This is a genomic window from Sphingobacterium sp. SGL-16 (assembly GCF_011043515.1).
GTDB classification, from domain to species: domain Bacteria; phylum Bacteroidota; class Bacteroidia; order Sphingobacteriales; family Sphingobacteriaceae; genus Sphingobacterium; species Sphingobacterium litopenaei.
Genome location: NZ_JAAKGQ010000007.1, coordinates 65,860 through 84,179, shown reverse-complemented (window position 1 = coordinate 84,179; position 18,320 = coordinate 65,860). Strand labels below are relative to the sequence as shown.

Here is an 18,320-nt window from a genome sequence, read left to right as displayed (position 1 = left end):
ATTAGGTTATTTTTTTGCTAATGAATTGAATATATTGAGTGTTATGGATCCTTCTTCGTCGTTTCTAAATTCGATTTCTTTATTATCTTGGATATCGATGCTTTTTGTTAAAATATTCTTGGTTATTCCATTTAATACTTTGGTGACAATAGAAGATTTTGTTTCTTCTTTTGGTGCAGCGAAAGTATATGAATTTGGTGTTTCAATTAAGTGCTCAATTATTTTTACTTCTTCTGTATAATTTGGTTTTACCACGATATCCGCTTCTAGGGTTGCTAATAAATGATCTGTTTGCAAATTTTCTTTAGCCTCCTCGGTAGCATAGCGTTCAAAATGGTTAATTGCTGCAAGTTCTTCTTTAACGGGAAGCTTTTCTTCCATATTTTTCGCTACCGATCTTTTTGGAGAATAGTTTGAACTTTCTTGGATAGATTCTACAACCTCAGGTTTCTCTTGAGCATTAATTTCTTCGCTTTTAGAAGGTTCATTATTATTTTCAATAGCAGTCAACACCTCTTCAATTTTTTCTTTCCCAGAAGGAAGAGGCTTTTTATAGAAAGTCAACCCTATTCCGAAAAACAAAAGCAATGTCGCTGCTATAGAAAGTTGCGCTCTATATTTGATGTAAAAAGGAACTACCTTTTTTTCTTTTGCCAGCTCTTGTTCGATGCCTTCCCAAACACGGTTATTTGGTGTCTCTTCCGCTTGCTCGAAAGCATCTCGGAATAATTTATCTAAATCTTGTGACTCCATATTATATAGTGTTTTCTTTTATCAATTTTTGTTGTAATGCCTGTCTTGCTCGAGAAAGTTGAGATTTCGAATTCCCTTCCGAGATGCCCAACATCTCTGCTATTTCTTTGTGACTGTAACCTTCAATAGCATACAAGTTGAAAACAGTTCTGTATCCAAGCGGTAATTCTTTTATGAGTTTCAATAAGTCCTGGTATGAACTGGTGTCACTTGTCAAGTGACTATGAATCGTGTTTTCATGTTGCTCGCCGATGCTGTCCGTATATTTCTCTTTGCTCTGACGATAGCTTTCTATAGCTGTATTGACCATGATACGTTTTATCCAACCTTCCAATGATCCTTTGCCATCAAATAAATGATGCTTAGTAAAGACTTTTATGAATCCATTTTGAAGAATGTCTTCCGCTTCTAGCGTTGTCTGCGCATAGCGCATACACACCACAAACATCTTTTTGGAGAAAATAGAATAAAGTTGCGCTTGCGATTTTTTATCCTGCGCCTGACAGCCTTGCCATATTCTATTTAAGTTAATATTCTCCAATTGATGTTAGTTTAATAGGAAGACGCAAGGATTTGTAGAAAGGTTGCATGAGTTCGAAAAAAAAATTATTTTTTTTCGATGGTAATAAGTCGATGTTGGTTTTCCAATACCTCAATTGCGATTTTAACATAATGAAGCGGTATTAGATTAGGGATTTTTTCAGACCATTCTACAAAACAGTAATCTCCTGAATAAAAATATTCTTCGTAGCCCATATCAAGGGCTTCCATTTCATTCTTTAACCTATAAAAATCAAAGTGATAAATACTGCCTTGAGGTATACTATATTCGTTTACAATAGAAAATGTTGGGCTAGAAGTATGTTCGGTGACACCTAAAGCAAGACAAAGCTCATTGATAAATGTTGTTTTTCCTGCACCCATATTTCCGTAAAAAAGAAATATGCGATCATCCGAAAATGTTTTAACTACCTGTTGAGCTGCTTCTTTTAATTCACCTAAATCTTTTACCTCTATTTTCATGTTGCAAAATTATGATTTTGGAATGTAAGTGGCATAAGGAATAATCATTTCTTCGAGTGAAATACCTCCGTGCTGAAATGTTCCTAAAAAATAATTGACAAACTGATTGTAATTATTAGGGTAGACAAAATACACATCATCTTTTGCAAACAAGTAAATTGAACTCATATGCAACAAAGGAAGTTGTGCTTCCAAAGGATTTTTTACTGTAAAAACATCTTTACCGATATAGTTTAGGTTCTTACCTTGTTTATACCGTAGATTGGTATTTGTGTTTTTATAGCCAACTACTTTACTTGGTTTCTTGACACGTATTGTTCCATGATCCGTTGTTATTACTATCCGCACGTTCTTTTGCGAAAGCCATTTCAAAGCATCTAATAATGGAGAATGTTCGAACCAAGAGAGCGTCAATGAACGATAAGCCGCCTCATCATTTGCTAATTCTCGTATCATGGCCATATCTGTGCGTGCATGTGACAACATATCGACGAAATTATATACCAAGACATTGAGATTATTATTCATCAAATTGCTCAAATTGTCTACTACATCCCGTCCTTGTTCTAAAGTCAAAACTTTGGTGTAGCTGTGCTTGATTTCTTTTCGGTACAACCTTCTTAATTGATCGGCTAAAAATTTGTCTTCGTTTAAGTTCTTGCCACCTTCATCTTCATCATTCTGCCATAAATCTGGAAATCTTTTGGACATTTCTAAGGGCGTAAGTCCGCTAAAGATAGAGTTGCGCGCATATTGTGTTGCCGTAGGTAGAATGCTGTAATAATTATCTTCTTCTTCAAGACGGAAATAATCTGTTATCACATCATTGATTTGCTTCCATTGGTCATATCGCAAATTGTCTATTAAAAAGAAGAAAGTAGGTCTTTCCTCATTTAATGTTGGAAGGACTTTTTTGCGGAACAATTGATGTGAAAGAATAGGGCCTTCCTCTGGATTTTTCATCCAGTTGATATAGTTCTTTTCGATGTATTTAAAGAATATATTATTGGCCTCTGCTTTCTGAGTCTGAAGAATCTCATGCATGCTGTCGTCTTCAAGCTTTTCTAACGAAAGTTCCCAATAAATAAGCTTTTTGTAGGCTTCTACCCAGCCTTTGTAATCCAACCCATCATTGATCAATAAACCTAAATTTTGAAACTCTTGTTGATAAGCCATTGATGTTTTTTCATTCACAATACGTTTGTTCTCAGTGAATTTCTTGATTGTTATAAGGATTTGTTTTGGGTTTACGGGTTTTATAAGATAATCATCAATCTTAGCGCCGATTGCTTCTTCCATGAGGTGTTCTTCCTCATTTTTGGTGACTAAAACGTTCGGAATAGTGGGATTAATAGATTTAAGAATGCTTAATGTTTCTAATCCAGTAAGTCCTGGCATATTTTCATCCAAGAAAACTAAATCAAAAGGTTCGTTGCGGAATGCTTCTACAGCATCTGTTCCGTTGTTCACTGTTTTTACCTTATATCCTTTGTCTTCTAGAAGTAGAATGTGGGGTTTGAGAAATTCAATTTCATCGTCTGCCCACAATATATGTGTTTTTGCCATTTTGAATACGCTAATTTGAAAAGAACAAAATCGTCAATCAAAAGAGTATAATTGACTACTTTGCTCACGCAATTAATATGTATAATAGTTAGAATTGTACTTATATTCCAAATAACTACCTTTTTTTAACATTAATTAACTGTAATCTTAATATCTTTGCATTTAACTTAGATTAGGTGTTCTTTGGAAAAACCGTAGCATAAGTATAAAGATAACAAACTTCATAAGGTAAAAGACTGTTGAATAAGAAAAAAATCATTAATGACCCCGTATACGGTTTTGTTTCAATACCGTCAGGTTTTATTTTTGATCTGATTCAGCATCCTTATTTCCAACGTTTACGATATATCAAGCAAGTGAGTATGACGCACATGGTCTATCCAGGTGCTTTGCATACGCGTTTTCAGCATGTCATAGGAGCAATGCATTTGATGCAGTTGGCTATTGATACGTTGCGCAGTAAAGATGTGTTGATATCCGAAGAAGAGGAGGAGGCGGTATTAGTTGCTATTTTGCTGCACGATATAGGCCATGGCCCATTTAGTCACTCCTTAGAGCATACTTTGATTGAAGGCGTGTCTCACGAAGTAATTTCATCCATGTTGATGGATCGCTTGAATGAAGAATTTAAAGGTCATTTATCTTTAGCTATTACAATTTTCAATGACAATTACTCAAGGCGATTTTTACATCAATTAGTCTCCGGGCAATTGGATACTGATCGAATGGACTATTTAAATAGAGATAGTTTTTTTACAGGTGTCTCTGAAGGTGTCATTTCGTTTGATCGTATCATCAAGATGCTAACTGTTGTTAATGATGAGTTGGTCGTCGAATCGAAGGGGATTTATTCGGTAGAGAAATTTTTGATTGCTCGCCGGTTAATGTATTGGCAGGTTTATCTCCACAAAACAGTTATTGGAGCAGAGCAAATGCTGATAAAAGCACTAAAAAGAGCGAAGGAAATAAGTAATCAAGGAGTTGAGCTTTTTGCAACACCAGCCTTGCAGCACTTTTTGAAAAATAGAATCAATGCGACAAATTTTATATCGGATGAAATACATTTGAATTGGTTTACCAAATTGGATGATACTGATATACTTTCAGCATTGAAATGTTGGGTAGATCATGATGATTTCATACTGAGTACACTTTGTCAAAAAATATTACGTCGAGACTTATTCCGTACAGAACTAAGATCTAATCCTTTTGCTGAAGAAGAAATCGAAGTGTATAAAAATAAAACTAAAGCTTATTTTGGGTTAAGCGAAAGAGAATTAGAATACTTTATTTATGAACAGGTCATACACAATTCGGCTTATAGCGCTGAAAAGGAACCTATTCGTATCGTAAATAACAAAGGGCAATTAGTGGATATTGCAGAAGCATCTGATTTATCCAATTTAGAAGCTTTATCTAAAAAAGTGGTGAAGTATGCCTTGACATATCCCAAAGAAATTGGCTTTGTTGAGTTGGAAGAGAGCCCAAAAGATTAAATTATTTTCAGGAAAAAAAGATACATTTGTAGTACATGCAGTTTACAGCGGAGCAAATAGCGACATTATTAAATGGGACAGTAGAGGGAAATCCAGAAGCTTTGGTATCACAATTAGCCAAAATTGAAGAGGGTTTTGAAGGCGCATTGTCTTTTTTGTCAAATCGCAAATATGAGCATTATTTATACGAAACAGAATCAAGTATTGTAATAGTAAATCAAGATTTAGTATTACAAAAGCCTGTTAAAAGCACTTTAATTCGTGTAGAAGATGCTTATACCTCTTTTTCAGAATTATTGAAAATTTATCATGCCTTGCGTGTAGAGCGTGCAGGTCGTGAAGATCAAGCTTTCGTACACGAGACAGCACAGATCGGTGATGGGGGCTATATTGGCGCCTTTTCGTACATCAGTAGAGATGTAAAAATAGGTAATAACGTAAAGATTTACCCGCGTGTATATATTGGAGACAATGTTACAATCGGAGATAACTCCATTTTGTTTCCAGGTGTAACTGTTTATTACGATTGTGTAATAGGTTCCAATGTTACCATCCATTCTGGATCCGTAATAGGCAGTGATGGGTTTGGATTTGCACCTCAAGCAGATGGTTCATACGAGAAAATACCTCAAATCGGTAATGTGGTATTGGAAGACAATATAGAAATAGGAGCTAATACGGTAATTGATAGAGCTACGTTAGGATCTACAATCATTCATCAAGGTGTGAAATTGGATAATTTGATTCAAATTGCCCATAATGTAGAGATTGGCTCAAATACAGTTATTGCCGCGCAAACAGGAGTTTCTGGTAGCGCAAAAGTAGGTAAGCAAGTGGTGTTAGGAGGACAAGTTGGGGTAGTTGGTCATATCAATATTGCTGATGGTACCCAAGTACAGGCACAATCTGGTATTAACCGTAGTATTACCGAACCATTTAAAAAATGGGGAGGAACTCCATTTGCACCGTATACTAGCCAATTGCGATCGCAAGTAGTTTATACTCGATTGCCAGAATTGGAAAAACGTATCGCTGAATTAGAAAAACTTTTGAAAGACAAATAAAACTATTTACCATAAAATGGATGAAATGAACACAAAGCAAAGGACAATAAAATCTGAGGTTACAATTTCTGGAATAGGTTTACATACTGGTAAATCCGTTACTTTAACCTTAAGACCAGCTCCTGAGAATCATTGGTTCAAATTTAGAAGAGTTGATTTGGAAAATCAGCCTATAGTATCTGTGGACGCGGATAACGTTTCAGATACATCAAGAGGTACTACTATTTCTGAAAATGGAGCATCAGTAAGTACAATCGAACATTTGATGGCCGCTTTAGTAGGTCTTCAAGTAGATAATGTATTGATTGATCTAGATGGTCCAGAAGTTCCGATTTTAGATGGTAGCTCAAGCATTTTTATCGAAAAATTAACTCAAGTCGGATTTGTTGATCAAGAAGCCGATAGAGATTTTTACGAAATAAAAGAAAATATCCACTATTCGGAGCCTGACCGCAAAGTTGAAATCGTAGGTATGCCTTTAGATGGCTACCGTTTAACTTGCATGATTGACTTTAATTCCCCAGTTTTAGGAAGTCAACATGCGTCTATCAGCTCAATTGATGATTTTGAAAAAGAAATTTCATCTTCACGTACCTTCTGTTTTTTACATGAACTAGAGGCACTTGTTAACAATAATCTAATTAAAGGTGGCGATTTATCCAATGCTATCGTTATAGTAGACAGAGAAGTTTCGACAGAAGAGTTGGATAAACTTCAAACTCTATTTAACAAACGTGTAACTGTAGCAGATGAAGGTATCTTGGATAATATTCAGTTAAGATATCAAAATGAACCAGCGCGTCACAAGCTGTTGGATATGATTGGTGATTTAGCGTTAGTTGGTCGTCCTGTGAAAGGACATATTATGGCAGCAAGACCGGGTCATGCAGCCAATGTAGCTTTTGCTAAACGCATTAAAAATCAAATCAAAAGAGACAAAAACAAGAAAAAAATAAATACGTACGATATTCATGCTAAGCCAGTATACGATACCGTACAAATCATGAAAATCCTTCCACATCGTCAACCATTCTTGATGATAGATAAGATTCTCGAATTGTCAGAGACTCATGTAGTGGGATTGAAGAATGTGACAATGAACGAAGATTTGTTCATGGGGCATTTTCCAGGAGCTCCAGTATTCCCTGGGGTTTTGCAAATTGAAGCGATGGCACAGACTGGGGGTATTTTGGTCTTGAATACTGTTCCAGATCCTGAAAACTGGTTGACACTGTTCTTGAAGATTGAAAATGCAAGATTCAAGAATCAAGTGCATCCAGGAGATACCATTATATTCAGTTGCGAATTGTTAGAGCCAATTCGTAGAGGCATTGCTCGTATGAAAGGTGTAGGCATGGTAGGGGAGAAAATAGTGAGCGAAGCCGAATTAATGGCTCAAATAGTAAAAGTGAAATAATCAAAATATAATGATACAACCTTTATCGTATATACATCCTGAAGCAAAGATTGCTGAAAATGTCGTGATTGAGCCATTTAGCACGATACATAGGGATGTTGTAATTGGCGAGGGTACGTGGATAGGGTCTAATGTGACCATTATGGACGGGGCTCGAATCGGGAAGAATTGCCGTATCTTCCCTGGCGCTGTAATCTCAGGAGAACCTCAAGATTTGAAGTTCGAAGGTGAAATCACTACTGCCGAAATCGGTGATAATACAACAATACGTGAATGTGTCACTATCAATAGAGGCACAAAAGACAGATATAAAACTGTAATCGGAAAAAATTGTCTTATACAAGCTTATAGCCACATTGCACATGATTGTATTGTGGGAGATAACTGTATTTTTTCAAATTCAAGTACTCTTGCGGGACATATCACTGTTGGTGATCACGTGGTATTAGCTGGACTAGTTGCGGTGCATCAGTTTTGTAAAATTGGTTCCCATTCGTTTGTGACTGGTGGTACTTTAGTTCGTAAAGATGTTCCTCCATTTATTAAAGCAGCACGTGAACCTATCTCTTATGCGGGTATCAATTCTGTAGGACTTCGTCGTAGAGGATATACTTCGGATCAGATTTCTGAGATTCAAAATATCTATCGTGTACTTTTTGTTCAGCATAGAAATTTATCTAAAGCATTAGATATTGTAGAAGCTGAATTTGAGGCGACCGAAATTAGAGATGAAATCTTAGGATTTGTTCGCAGCTCGAATCGAGGTGTGGTTCGAGGATTCAACACAGGTAAAACTGGAGTTTAATCAATTAAAAGAAAGATTATTGAAGATAACTTTACAAAATCTAGGGAGAAGGTTTAATCAAGAATGGATTTTCAGAGGTATAGATTATACCTTCTCCTCATCACAATCTTATGCCATCCTTGGACCTAATGGTTCGGGTAAATCAACGCTTATCAAAGTATTGACTGGGCAGCTTACGCCTAGTGAAGGAAAACTTGAATATACTGTTGAATCTTCTTCTATCGAGGTAGATACTGTTTATTCATACGTGTCTATAGCAGCACCTTATATCGAGCTTATAGAAGAGTTCACCTTGAATGAATTGTTGGATTTCCATTTCAAATTCAAAAATTATCTATCCGGTTACGATGCTAAATCCATCGTTAATCTGTTGGGCATGGAAAAGTCTGCTAATAAAGGGCTTAAATTCTTTTCTTCGGGCATGAAACAACGTGTTAAATTAGCAATAGCCTGTTGTAGTGACTCGAAGATATTATTTTTGGATGAACCTACATCCAATTTGGATACCTCCGGCGAAGATTGGTATTTGAATCTCGTGAAGGCTACTTCTTCAACCGACAGATTGTTGATCATTGGATCCAATCAGGAGAAGGAATATAGCTTTTGTGATGAAAAATTCTCCATTACTTCCTATAAGTAAGCCAATCGTTTTTATAAGCGCATAGTTTTTTCTATTTTTGCATTTGTAATTTATTAACAATAATATAAATCAAATGGCTAAAGCTTCAGAAGTAAAATCAGGAAATGTTTTACGTTTCAATGGTGAATTAGTAACTGTTGAAGAATATATACACCGTACACCAGGAAACTTACGTGCTTTTTATCAAGCCAGAATGCGTAACGTTAAAACTGGAAAATTAGTTGAATATAGATTTCGTGTAGACGAGGCGGTAGAAATTGCTCGTGTAGAGACTAATGATTATCAGTATCTATATGAGGATGGCGAATTTTTTGTAGTGATGGATAATGCTACTTACGAACAATTCAATATTCCTAAATTTTTATTCGGAAGTTCGGCACGATTTTTGAAAGAGGGTATGAACGTAATCGTAGCTTTTGAAAGTGAGGAACCTATAATGGCCCAAGCTCCTAAAAGTGTTGAATTAGAGATTACGTATACAGAGCCAGCGGTGAAAGGTGATACATCTACTAACGCATTGAAAAAAGCAACTGTTGAAACAGGTGTCGAAATCAATGTTCCTTTATTCATCAATCAAGGAGATAAGGTAAAAGTAGACACTACGACTGGTGATTACATCGAGCGTGTAAAATAATACATATAAGAAATTAGGTTTAGGTTGATTATTTCGGTCTTGTTAGTACTCCAGCTACAAGGCCGTTTTTTATTTAATACCTTTAATTATGACCAAATCCGAGTTACGTAAAGAGTATAAAAAACGTCGAAACAATCTTAGTATTCAAGATCAAGCTACTTTAAATGATCAGCTATTTGAGAAGTTGCGAATGTTAGACTGGGAGAAATATACGTATGTACATGTGTATTTGACCTTAGAAAAATTCAATGAGCCTGATACGATCCGATTGATTAAGTGGCTACGCGAATTCCATCCACATATTCAACTTGTTATTTCAAAATCAGACTTTACAAATGGTTCTATGCAAAATTATATTCTAAATGATAAGACAGAGCTGATAGAGAATGCATATGGTATTTTAGAACCTGTAAAGGGAGAATTAGTGGACGAAATATTAATTGATTTGGCATTTGTGCCTTTACTTGTCATCGATATAAAAGGTAATCGTGTAGGATATGGAAAAGGTTTTTACGATCGGTTTTTGAGTAAATGTAGGACTGATATCAAATCCTATGGTCTTAGTTTTTTTGAGCCTGTACAACGAATTTCAGACGTGGAAAAGTGGGATAGAAGGTTAACGCATTGTATTACTCCGTTGAATATTTATTCATTTCAATAAAAAAGCCTTAGAAGTTATTTCTAAGGCTTTCTGTTTATATTTAATTTGCTATTAAGCTTTTTTACCTACTTTATGACCCCAAGTCGCAAAATACAAGATGTATAAATATGCAGGAACCATAGCTAATAAGAAGGCATATTGAAAGTTCATTCCTACAGTATCTTTTAAGAAACCATAAACTAAAGGCCATACGGCGCCTCCGGCAATACCCATAATCATTATAGCAGAACCTGTTTTTGTAAATTTACCTAAACCTTTGATGCCCAGGGGAAAAATAGCAGGCCATAATAATGCATTCGCAATACCCAACATGGCTAATGATATGTAGGATGTTAATCCTGATGTAAATACCGAAGTTACAGTAAGAGCGATACCTACAAATGTACATATACGTAAAGCGTATTGCTGGGTTACATATTTAGGGATGGCGATAATTCCTATAAAATAGCCTACCAACATGCAAGACAATGTAAATGCAGTACCATATTTTACAAAGAATTCAGGTAAACTTAATTGATGACCATATGTACCAATAATATCTCCTGCCATTACTTCCACAGCTACCGTAAAGAAAATAGCTAATGAGCCTAAAAATAAATGAGGAAAATTAAAAACACTTGTTTTCTTATCATTTCCTTGAGCTGCTAATGAGTCTTCATCTTCTTGGTCAACATCTACAGGAGGCATTTTGGCTAATTTGATTACTAAACCAAACAGACAAACTACTACAGCCAAAATAATATACAGAGTATCTACTCTACTCAATAGCGAGTTCATTAGAGCATCGTGCTCTGGACCTGGAGGAAGACTTTGTAATTTCTCTGATATTTCAGCCGAACCTTTTAATAAGATACCTCCTAGAATAAATGGCACAATAATGCCCGCACTTTTGTTGAAAACGCCCGCTATGGCAATACGTTGTGCCGCGCTATCGATGGGGCCTATAATACTCAAATATGGGTTAACAGCTGTTTGCATTAAGGCCATTGCAGAACCTTGAACAAATATCCCCAATAAAAATAAGTTATAACTGCCTTGGTGGGCTGCAGGGATAAAAATTAAAGATCCAACTCCTAATAATATTAAACTCAAAATTAAGCCATTTTCAAAGCCAGTTTTCTTAATGATCCATGAACTTGGTAAGGCTAAAAAGAAATAGGCAATATAGGAAGCGAATAAAACAAAGAAAGCTTGTAAATCTGAATCCAGACTGAAAGCTAATTTAACAAAGGGAATTAATGCACCATTTGCCCACGTAAAGAATCCAAGAATAAAAAATAAAAGACAACAAATTGCCATCGGTAGAAAGGCTGTCTTTTGTGGCGCATTTGGTAAAGCGCTAGACTGTGATGTTGAAGACATACTAAAATTTAATATTTTTAATTAATATTTCGCAGGAACAATTTATGATATAATGTTTATTTCACGGTTTAAAATAGTCTAGTTCCTATTACAAGACTAACAAAATAAAATGGATTTTAGAAAAAAAATAATTCAGTCAAACGTTTGTTCTTTTTAAGAATTATAATAAAAGAGAGACTTCGTTGGGCGAAGTCTCTCTAAAAACCTAAACCGTATCATATTACCAAATGAATGGTACTTTAAAAGGATAACAATGATCTGGTAAAAAAAGTTTTAAGTTTTTTTATTTTTTTAGCCAAATGTGATGAATGTGAATTAATCTTGATCCTTCGATACTATTTTTTGTAGATGGAATCTATAATTTTTTCCAAAAAATATTAATTAAAAAGTCCAAGCTAAAAAAGCTTGGACTTTTTAATCTGAAAAACTCACGTTTTTATCTCTTTACAATAGCAACTGTTAATCTGGAGATGGAAATCAATCTTTTCTTATCATCATGGATTTTTATGTCCCATACGTGTGTACTTCTTCCAATATGAATAGGTGTACATTTGGCTTCTACAGTACTTCCCAATTTCCCCGGTCTAAGGTGATTGGCATTAATTTCTAAACCTACTGCATTATGTGTGTCGGTGTTGATAATCAAAGCGGAGGCAACGCTTCCTACTGATTCTGCAAGTACGACCGATGCTCCACCGTGCAAAATTCCGTATGGCTGTAGCACTTTATCCGTTACAGGCATGGTTGCTGCTAAGGAATCCTCACTAATAGAAGAGGCTTTTATGTCTAAAAAGCCCGTCATATTCCTCTCAAACAAAACATTTATTTCTTCTAATGTATATTCCCTATTCCAAATCATGCTTAATTGTTTAAATATTTTTGGAGCAAAATAAATTTATGGTGATTTAAATGTCCTGCGATCACATAAATAAAGGCAAGTACACTGATTAATCTATCCGAAGCCATACCTTTTCTACTTAATTCCGTTTCATTAAATGTCTTGAACAGAGCTATGTTTGATTTTCTGAGGTGGATAAATTCTTCAATGATACTGCTCATTTCGCGCTCATTATGTCTGCCGAAAGCGACAAATTCATCTTGTTCAAATGAGGCTAATGCGGTCATGTCATTGCGCGCGAATCGCAACGCACGATAGGACATCACGCGTTCGGTGTCTATGATATGACATAGGATTTCTTTAACAGTCCATTTGCCTTCCGCATAGCTGTATAGTTCTTTTTCTTTAGGGATATCTTGGATGAATAGTGGAAAGGATTCGAGTTGAGCTTCGAGTTCATCCATCACATTTCCTTGCACATTTTCAATATAATCTTCGTAGATAGCTGGGTAATCTTCAGACTTGAGTAGGTTCATAATTTAAATTACTTTTTAGTACTATTCTAAATGTAGTGCCTTTTCCTACTTCGGATTCTTTGACAAAAATCTGGCCTTTGTGATATCTGACCATCCTTTTGGTCAGACTAAGGCCAAGTCCCCATCCACGTTGCCTAGTAGTAAATCCTGGTTGGAAAACGGCTTCAAAATTGGATTTTGGTATTCCTTTACCGGTATCACTAATGTCTATAAAAATTTCTTCTTTCGCAATATTTTCTTTAATAACTATGGTAATAGTTCCTTCAGTATCAATTGCATTGACAGCATTTTTAAGTAAGTTCTCGATAATCCAATCGAATAAAGGAACATTAAGCATCGCTTCGACGTGGGTTTCACCCACTATTTGAAAGGATATTTTTTCACTAGTTCGAATTTTGAAGTACTGCACGAAGTTATTTATGACTTCATATACATTATAGTTTGTCAACGCAGGTTTTGATCCAATTTTTGAAAAACGATCAGCGACAATTTCCAAGCGTGTAACATCACGTTCCATTTCGTTGACCACTTGGTCATCTTCAGCGTCAAATTTAATTTTAATTAGCTCAATCCATCCCATCAGAGAAGATATTGGGGTGCCCAATTGGTGAGCAGCTTCTTTTGCCATACCTACCCAAACTAAGTTTTGTTCCGAACGTTTGATGGAATTAAACACATAGTAGGCTATGACAAGAAAAATTGCAATTAGCGAAAGTTGAATGAATGGAAATATTTTCAAATTGCGTAAGGCTTTAGAATCGTGATAGTAAACCGACCATTTCTCGCCATTTTCTAAATTCAGCAAAATAGGTTTATGTGCACTTTTCATACGAATTAATTCCCTTTGAAAGTAGCTCGGATCGTATTCTAAATTCGTTTTTGTAGAATCTTCTATCTTAATATTGGTTTTTGTGGAATCTAAATCACGCCAAAAGATTATGTTGTCTTTTTCATCGGTAATAATAGCAGGTAAAGTGAGACTATCACGTACAGCATATACAAAACTGATGAATTCATCGTCCACATCAGGCATGGTCATAATACTTCTGGTACTCATAGCCCACACCTCCGCTTTTGTTCGCTCGGATTGGGATAAGCTCTTTACTAAATAGTTACTATATACTAGAGACGCTATGCCAATGGTGGCAGCAATTATAATAAGGACTACTTTCCAAGCTTGTTTGGTATTGTACTGATATGGATTCATTCGCGATAAAAACTATTACAAAATAAGGATTTTCTTCAATATTTGATCTTTATTTGACGAGGTAGGGATGTTCTAATTCATTTATTAAATGAGAAATAAGTAATTTTGCATCATGAGTTCACAACAGAAAGTAAGAGTGCGTTTCGCACCAAGTCCTACGGGAGGATTGCATTTGGGCGGTGTAAGAACAGCCTTGTTCAATTATTTATTTACTAGACATCATCAAGGTGAATTTATTTTAAGAATAGAAGATACAGACCAAACGCGTTTTGTGCCAGGTGCTGAAGAATATATCAATGAATGTCTTGCTTGGTGCGGTATTTCTCCAGATGAAAGTCCAGAGAATCCAGGCGCTTTTGGCCCTTATCGTCAGAGTGAGCGTAAACCTTCTTACCGTCAGTATGCTGAACAATTAGTAGCTGCTGGATATGCTTATTACGCATTTGATACGGCCGAAGAATTGGACGAACAACGAAAAATACAACCAAACTTTAGATATTCGCATGAAAATAGATTGAGTTTGCGCAATTCGTTAAGTGTTTCAGCAGAGGAAACGAAAGCTTTATTAGACGCAGGAGCTCCTCATACTATTCGTATTAAAATGCCCGAAGATGAAGTTGTGTCTTTTGACGATATGATTCGTGGTCGTGTTTCTTTCGAAACAAAATTGATTGATGATAAGGTTTTATTGAAAGCTGATGGCATGCCGACATATCACTTAGCAGTGGTTGTGGATGATAAAGCCATGGAAATTTCGCACGTGTTCCGTGGTGAAGAGTGGTTGCCTTCTGCGCCTGTACATTTGTTGCTGTGGGAATATTTAGGATGGAAAGAGCAAATGCCACAATGGGCACATTTGCCATTGATCCTAAAACCTGATGGAAATGGTAAGTTAAGCAAGCGTGATGGAGATCGTTTGGGTTTCCCTGTTTATGCGATGAATTGGACAGATCCTAAATCGGGTGATTTGACTAAAGGTTTCCGTGAACTTGGATTTTTGCCAGAAGCATTTATAAATATGCTAGGTGTGTTGGGTTGGAATGATGGTACGGATCAAGAATTGTTTTCTATTGAAGAATTAATAGAAAAATTCTCTGTAGAGCGTATTAGCAAAAGTGGTGCTAAATTTGATTTTGAGAAAGCAAAGTGGTTCAACCATGAGTGGATCAAGAAAACGGATAACGCGGAGCTTTTTCCACAAATCAAAGAAGTTTTAACACAAAATAATATTTTTGATCTTGATGAAGCTTATTTAAATACCGTGCTATCAGCAGTGAAAGAACGTTTAACGTATGTTTCTGATTTTTGGGGACAAGCATCGTTCTTTTTCCAAGAGCCCGCACAGTATGATGTAGATGCGGTAAAACCAAAATGGAATACAGATAAAACAGCTTTCTTCGAAAATATCATTACTGAATTTGAGCAGCAAAATGATTGGACTGCTGGCACTTTAGAGCCTTTCTTTAAAGGAAAAGTCGCTGAGTCGGGAATGAAAATCGGAGAACTGATGATGCCTTATCGTATCATGTTAGTAGGAGGAAAGTTTGGTCCGGATGTGTTCTTAATTACGGAGCTATTAGGTAAAGAACAAGTTATTTCTAGAGTAAAGAAAGCTTTGGAATTATTCAACTAGAAAGAAGATAAATACACGAACGGGACAAAAACTAAGATTTATGTCCCGTTTCTTTGATTTTTCAGACATTAAAAAAGGCTTTGCAATTCTATTGCAAAGCCTTTTTTAGTATAATATATTCTTAATTATCTTACAGGTGTAAATACCCAGTTGTCATCGAATTTCAATGATCCGTTAGCACCAGTTACTAGGTAACCTTTACCTCCGATAGAGTACGATACAGCTGCATCTCTAGCATTTTGAGGAAGAGATTGGTGTTTGCTTTCCCATTTTTTAGCAGCAGGATCATATTTCCATACTGTATTCAAAGAAGCATTTTTCTTACCACCTACTACATAACCGTAGTTTCCGATTACGAATGTAGAAGCGCCGCGACGTGTTAAATCATATGTATTATCTGTATCTTTCAATGGAGTTTCTTCTGTCCACTTAGAACCGTCAAAAGAATAGAAATCTTCTGGATATTGGTTGTTATCAAAACCACCACCTACGTATGCTTTGTTTCCAATTACGAAAGCAAATGCATCCACGCGTTTTTGTTTGAATTCTGAACCAATAGCTTCCCATTTGTCTGTTGCAGGATCATATTTCCAGAAATCTTTCAACGTTTTTTGAGTTTTAGTTGCACCTAGACCGATATATGCATTGTTACCTAAAGTAAACGCTACTGCACCATAACGAGCTTCAGCAGTTTCAGGTAATGAAGCGATTTGTGTCCAAGTGTTAGTCGAAGGATTGTATTTATAGAAGTCTTTTAATACGTCAGTACCATCATAACCTAAACCAACGTATCCATTTTGACCAATAGAAAAACCCACTGCACCGTTACGAGCGACTCCAGGAAAGTCTGCCACACGTTTCCATACGTTATTTTCAAAAGACCAAGCGTCTTTTGTTCTTTCGTTTGTTGTAAGAATACCTGTAGCGATGAAACCTTTATTATCAATTTGGAATGACGCAGCAGCACTTCTTGGATCGCCATCAAAAGCTGATGATCTCACCCATTCTGTAGGACCATTATCCGTTGTGCTATCGTCGTCGTCGTCTTTTTTACAAGAATTAAATGCTGAAAGTGTAAAAGCACAGGCTAAAACAATACATAGCCAATTTTTCTTATTCATAAATTATTTAAATTTAGTATATACAATATTTAATTTGATCTTAGGCTTTCCGTTTTCATTCGCAATTTTAGCAGAATTAACTGTGCTAAAAAGACTTGATGAAGCTGTAGATATTAATAAATCTGTGTCAATATATCGATTTGAATTAATATTCTTAATATAATCAATTAAGTTAAAAACATATTTTCCATTCTCACCTACATCATTGCCTTCTACGTAAGTAGCTTCTTGAATAGTTGTAGAAAATGGGGTAGGAACAAAATTTACAGGTAATCCATTTTTATTGGAAACCATCAGCATAAGACTCTTTGGAGCTGGAGATGCACCTTGTCCCAGCGATTCTGTTTCAATAACTAATTCGGCTTTGTTGATACTGATGTTTTCGTTATTCATGAATTCGCGAAGAGACGGCATTTTTATTTTCGTTACCAAACCCGTACCAGATTGGATATATGCTTTTTTATCTGTTTGTTGAAACGACAATTCTCTGTTAGTCGCATTCAAAGCTGCGAATGGAGTCCCACTTCTGTCGTATTCAATATTGTTGTATTGATAAGAAGGCGAATAATTCGTTAAGATTTTTTTACCTGTTACTTTAAAACCATCTGATCCAATATACGAATAGTTGATGTGAACATTAACTGTATCGTTAAGGCCTAAGATTGCTGTATTATTGTCAGCAGGTACGATTGCAATACCTTTTAAGTAAGCGTGAAAAGCTTCAACATTATTGACATTGTAATCATTCGTATTGATCTTGTCAAAAATATCCTTACCAAAACTGTCGTTTAATCGAATACTAATAGTATCAATTGAATTGACATAAGGTCTAAACTGTACTGAACCAAGTGCTGTATTTTCGTAAGTGAATTTTTGATTGCTAAAAATTGTTGGGCCTGTGACATACGCCGGTGCATTGTAGCTATCAATGGATGACAAAATATTGGTTGTAACAATCTCTTGTGTTACTTTATGCACAGCAAGGGATTGAACCTGAGTAGTATCGCCATAATAATATCTTGTAGCATTAGGTTTCAATACAACATTTACCGAATCGTATACAGCTCCTTCTGGAATATTATCTGTATAAGAGTCCATCATCAATCGTAAGTACGAAGTAGACTTTACACTACCTAAGTCGCTGGATTGAACCTTTCCCACCAATACATTTGATGTAGCTGAGGCAGGTAAATAATTCAACTGATATGAGGATGTATTTACGGTAAAGGAGTCAATAAAAGTGACTGCAATGTCTTCATCAATTTCGTCTAAAGAAATGCTCATATCCTTATTACAGCTCGTAATAAAGGACAATGCAGTTACAACAGACAGAAAGTGTAAATATTTAAAACGTAAAAATTGACTCATATTTATTAGTTGACATGCAAATGTAAGTAATACCTACTGTTAAATGTGTTATAATATGTTAAATATCTACTGTCTGTAGATATGAGGTGCAAATCTAATAATTTATTTTGTTTTACATATGTTGCGTTAATATAAAATACTCCTTTGAAACACGTGAAAATTAGATGTTTTGCTACAATTCGATGTGATGTATTCT

18 protein-coding genes are annotated in these 18,320 nt (G+C 35.6%); 8 read left to right on the top strand and 10 right to left on the bottom strand.

Annotated features, from left to right (window positions below; genetic code table 11):
• Positions 1–6 precede the first annotated feature (6 nt).
• From G5B32_RS04355 to G5B32_RS04340, 4 genes are all read right to left on the bottom strand, one after another.
• Complete coding sequence (locus G5B32_RS04355; protein WP_165290344.1) at positions 7–753, bottom strand: hypothetical protein; 747 nt, start codon at positions 751–753, stop codon at positions 7–9.
• Position 754: 1 nt separating this feature from the next.
• On the bottom strand, positions 755–1,294 hold the full coding sequence (locus G5B32_RS04350) for an RNA polymerase sigma factor (RefSeq protein WP_165290343.1): 540 nt from the start codon (positions 1,292–1,294) through the stop codon (positions 755–757).
• A 65-nt stretch (positions 1,295–1,359) separates the two neighbouring features.
• Positions 1,360–1,776, bottom strand: coding sequence for a tRNA (adenosine(37)-N6)-threonylcarbamoyltransferase complex ATPase subunit type 1 TsaE (gene tsaE / locus G5B32_RS04345; RefSeq protein ID WP_165290342.1), 417 nt, complete (start codon positions 1,774–1,776; stop codon positions 1,360–1,362).
• A 9-nt stretch (positions 1,777–1,785) separates the two neighbouring features.
• Complete coding sequence (locus G5B32_RS04340) at positions 1,786–3,342, bottom strand: PglZ domain-containing protein (RefSeq protein WP_165290341.1); 1,557 nt, start codon at positions 3,340–3,342, stop codon at positions 1,786–1,788.
• A gap of 239 nt (positions 3,343–3,581) precedes the next feature.
• Here G5B32_RS04340 and G5B32_RS04335 point away from each other — a divergent pair, with 239 nt between their 5' ends.
• From G5B32_RS04335 to G5B32_RS04305, 7 genes are all read left to right on the top strand, one after another.
• A complete protein-coding gene (locus tag G5B32_RS04335) occupies positions 3,582–4,838 on the top strand; it encodes an HD domain-containing protein (protein WP_165290340.1) in 1,257 nt (418 codons plus the stop codon).
• A gap of 35 nt (positions 4,839–4,873) precedes the next feature.
• Complete coding sequence (lpxD, locus tag G5B32_RS04330; RefSeq protein ID WP_165290339.1) at positions 4,874–5,902, top strand: UDP-3-O-(3-hydroxymyristoyl)glucosamine N-acyltransferase; 1,029 nt, start codon at positions 4,874–4,876, stop codon at positions 5,900–5,902.
• Positions 5,903–5,927: 25 nt separating this feature from the next.
• Positions 5,928–7,319 carry a bifunctional UDP-3-O-[3-hydroxymyristoyl] N-acetylglucosamine deacetylase/3-hydroxyacyl-ACP dehydratase gene (locus G5B32_RS04325; RefSeq protein WP_190302246.1) on the top strand — a complete coding sequence of 464 codons (1,392 nt, stop codon included), beginning with the start codon at positions 5,928–5,930 and terminating at the stop codon, positions 7,317–7,319.
• 10 nt (positions 7,320–7,329) lie between these two features.
• Entirely contained in the window at positions 7,330–8,124 is a 795-nt protein-coding gene (gene lpxA, locus G5B32_RS04320; protein WP_165290337.1) for an acyl-ACP--UDP-N-acetylglucosamine O-acyltransferase, read from the top strand.
• A 19-nt stretch (positions 8,125–8,143) separates the two neighbouring features.
• Complete coding sequence (locus G5B32_RS04315) at positions 8,144–8,764, top strand: ATP-binding cassette domain-containing protein (protein WP_165290336.1); 621 nt, start codon at positions 8,144–8,146, stop codon at positions 8,762–8,764.
• A gap of 73 nt (positions 8,765–8,837) precedes the next feature.
• Positions 8,838–9,398 (top strand): elongation factor P, encoded by a 561-nt coding sequence (gene efp / locus G5B32_RS04310; RefSeq protein WP_165290335.1) that lies wholly within the window; start codon positions 8,838–8,840, stop codon positions 9,396–9,398.
• Positions 9,399–9,486: 88 nt separating this feature from the next.
• Positions 9,487–10,059 (top strand): 5-formyltetrahydrofolate cyclo-ligase, encoded by a 573-nt coding sequence (locus G5B32_RS04305; protein WP_165290334.1) that lies wholly within the window; start codon positions 9,487–9,489, stop codon positions 10,057–10,059.
• 51 nt (positions 10,060–10,110) lie between these two features.
• On the opposite strand, the gene G5B32_RS04300 is transcribed toward G5B32_RS04305, so the two are convergent.
• From G5B32_RS04300 to G5B32_RS04285, 4 genes are all read right to left on the bottom strand, one after another.
• Positions 10,111–11,421 carry a sugar MFS transporter gene (locus G5B32_RS04300; RefSeq protein ID WP_165290333.1) on the bottom strand — a complete coding sequence of 437 codons (1,311 nt, stop codon included), beginning with the start codon at positions 11,419–11,421 and terminating at the stop codon, positions 10,111–10,113.
• A 436-nt stretch (positions 11,422–11,857) separates the two neighbouring features.
• The gene (locus G5B32_RS04295; protein ID WP_165290332.1) at positions 11,858–12,280 is read right to left on the bottom strand and encodes a hotdog fold thioesterase; all 423 of its coding nucleotides are present in this window, start codon (positions 12,278–12,280) and stop codon (positions 11,858–11,860) included.
• A 2-nt stretch (positions 12,281–12,282) separates the two neighbouring features.
• Complete coding sequence (locus G5B32_RS04290) at positions 12,283–12,795, bottom strand: DinB family protein (RefSeq protein ID WP_165290331.1); 513 nt, start codon at positions 12,793–12,795, stop codon at positions 12,283–12,285.
• Positions 12,776–14,002 (bottom strand): sensor histidine kinase, encoded by a 1,227-nt coding sequence (locus G5B32_RS04285; protein ID WP_165290330.1) that lies wholly within the window; start codon positions 14,000–14,002, stop codon positions 12,776–12,778. The genes G5B32_RS04290 and G5B32_RS04285 overlap by 20 nt, the downstream gene beginning before the upstream one ends.
• 112 nt (positions 14,003–14,114) lie before the next feature.
• On the opposite strand from G5B32_RS04285, the gene gltX reads away from it, so the two are divergent.
• Positions 14,115–15,635, top strand: coding sequence for a glutamate--tRNA ligase (gene gltX / locus G5B32_RS04280; RefSeq protein ID WP_165290329.1), 1,521 nt, complete (start codon positions 14,115–14,117; stop codon positions 15,633–15,635).
• Between the two features lie 125 nt (positions 15,636–15,760).
• Here the strand turns inward: gltX and G5B32_RS04275 are convergent, their stop codons facing one another.
• Entirely contained in the window at positions 15,761–16,756 is a 996-nt protein-coding gene (locus G5B32_RS04275; protein WP_165290328.1) for a Kelch repeat-containing protein, read from the bottom strand.
• A gap of 3 nt (positions 16,757–16,759) precedes the next feature.
• Positions 16,760–18,040, bottom strand: a complete 1,281-nt coding sequence (locus G5B32_RS04270; protein ID WP_223815430.1) for a DUF4270 family protein — start codon at positions 18,038–18,040, stop codon at positions 16,760–16,762.
• Between the last annotated feature and the right edge of the window lie 280 nt (positions 18,041–18,320).

Excerpts from the sequence above, each read along its gene's own strand:
- lpxD (WP_165290339.1), top strand. The coding sequence starts at position 4,874 with ATGCAGTTTACAGCGGAGCAAATAGCGACATTATTAAATGGGACAGTA.
- G5B32_RS04300 (WP_165290333.1), bottom strand. The coding sequence starts at position 11,421 with ATGTCTTCAACATCACAGTCTAGCGCTTTACCAAATGCGCCACAAAAG.
- G5B32_RS04270 (WP_223815430.1), bottom strand. The coding sequence starts at position 18,040 with ATGAGCATTTCTTTAGACGAAATTGATGAAGACATTGCAGTCACTTTT.
- G5B32_RS04275 (WP_165290328.1), bottom strand. The coding sequence starts at position 16,756 with ATGAATAAGAAAAATTGGCTATGTATTGTTTTAGCCTGTGCTTTTACA.
- G5B32_RS04295 (WP_165290332.1), bottom strand. The coding sequence starts at position 12,280 with ATGATTTGGAATAGGGAATATACATTAGAAGAAATAAATGTTTTGTTT.
- G5B32_RS04325 (WP_190302246.1), top strand. The coding sequence starts at position 5,928 with ATGAACACAAAGCAAAGGACAATAAAATCTGAGGTTACAATTTCTGGA.
- efp (WP_165290335.1), top strand. The coding sequence starts at position 8,838 with ATGGCTAAAGCTTCAGAAGTAAAATCAGGAAATGTTTTACGTTTCAAT.
- G5B32_RS04355 (WP_165290344.1), bottom strand. The coding sequence starts at position 753 with ATGGAGTCACAAGATTTAGATAAATTATTCCGAGATGCTTTCGAGCAA.
- G5B32_RS04290 (WP_165290331.1), bottom strand. The coding sequence starts at position 12,795 with ATGAACCTACTCAAGTCTGAAGATTACCCAGCTATCTACGAAGATTAT.
- G5B32_RS04285 (WP_165290330.1), bottom strand. The coding sequence starts at position 14,002 with ATGAATCCATATCAGTACAATACCAAACAAGCTTGGAAAGTAGTCCTT.
- G5B32_RS04340 (WP_165290341.1), bottom strand. The coding sequence starts at position 3,342 with ATGGCAAAAACACATATATTGTGGGCAGACGATGAAATTGAATTTCTC.
- lpxA (WP_165290337.1), top strand. The coding sequence starts at position 7,330 with ATGATACAACCTTTATCGTATATACATCCTGAAGCAAAGATTGCTGAA.
- tsaE (WP_165290342.1), bottom strand. The coding sequence starts at position 1,776 with ATGAAAATAGAGGTAAAAGATTTAGGTGAATTAAAAGAAGCAGCTCAA.
- G5B32_RS04305 (WP_165290334.1), top strand. The coding sequence starts at position 9,487 with ATGACCAAATCCGAGTTACGTAAAGAGTATAAAAAACGTCGAAACAAT.
- gltX (WP_165290329.1), top strand. The coding sequence starts at position 14,115 with ATGAGTTCACAACAGAAAGTAAGAGTGCGTTTCGCACCAAGTCCTACG.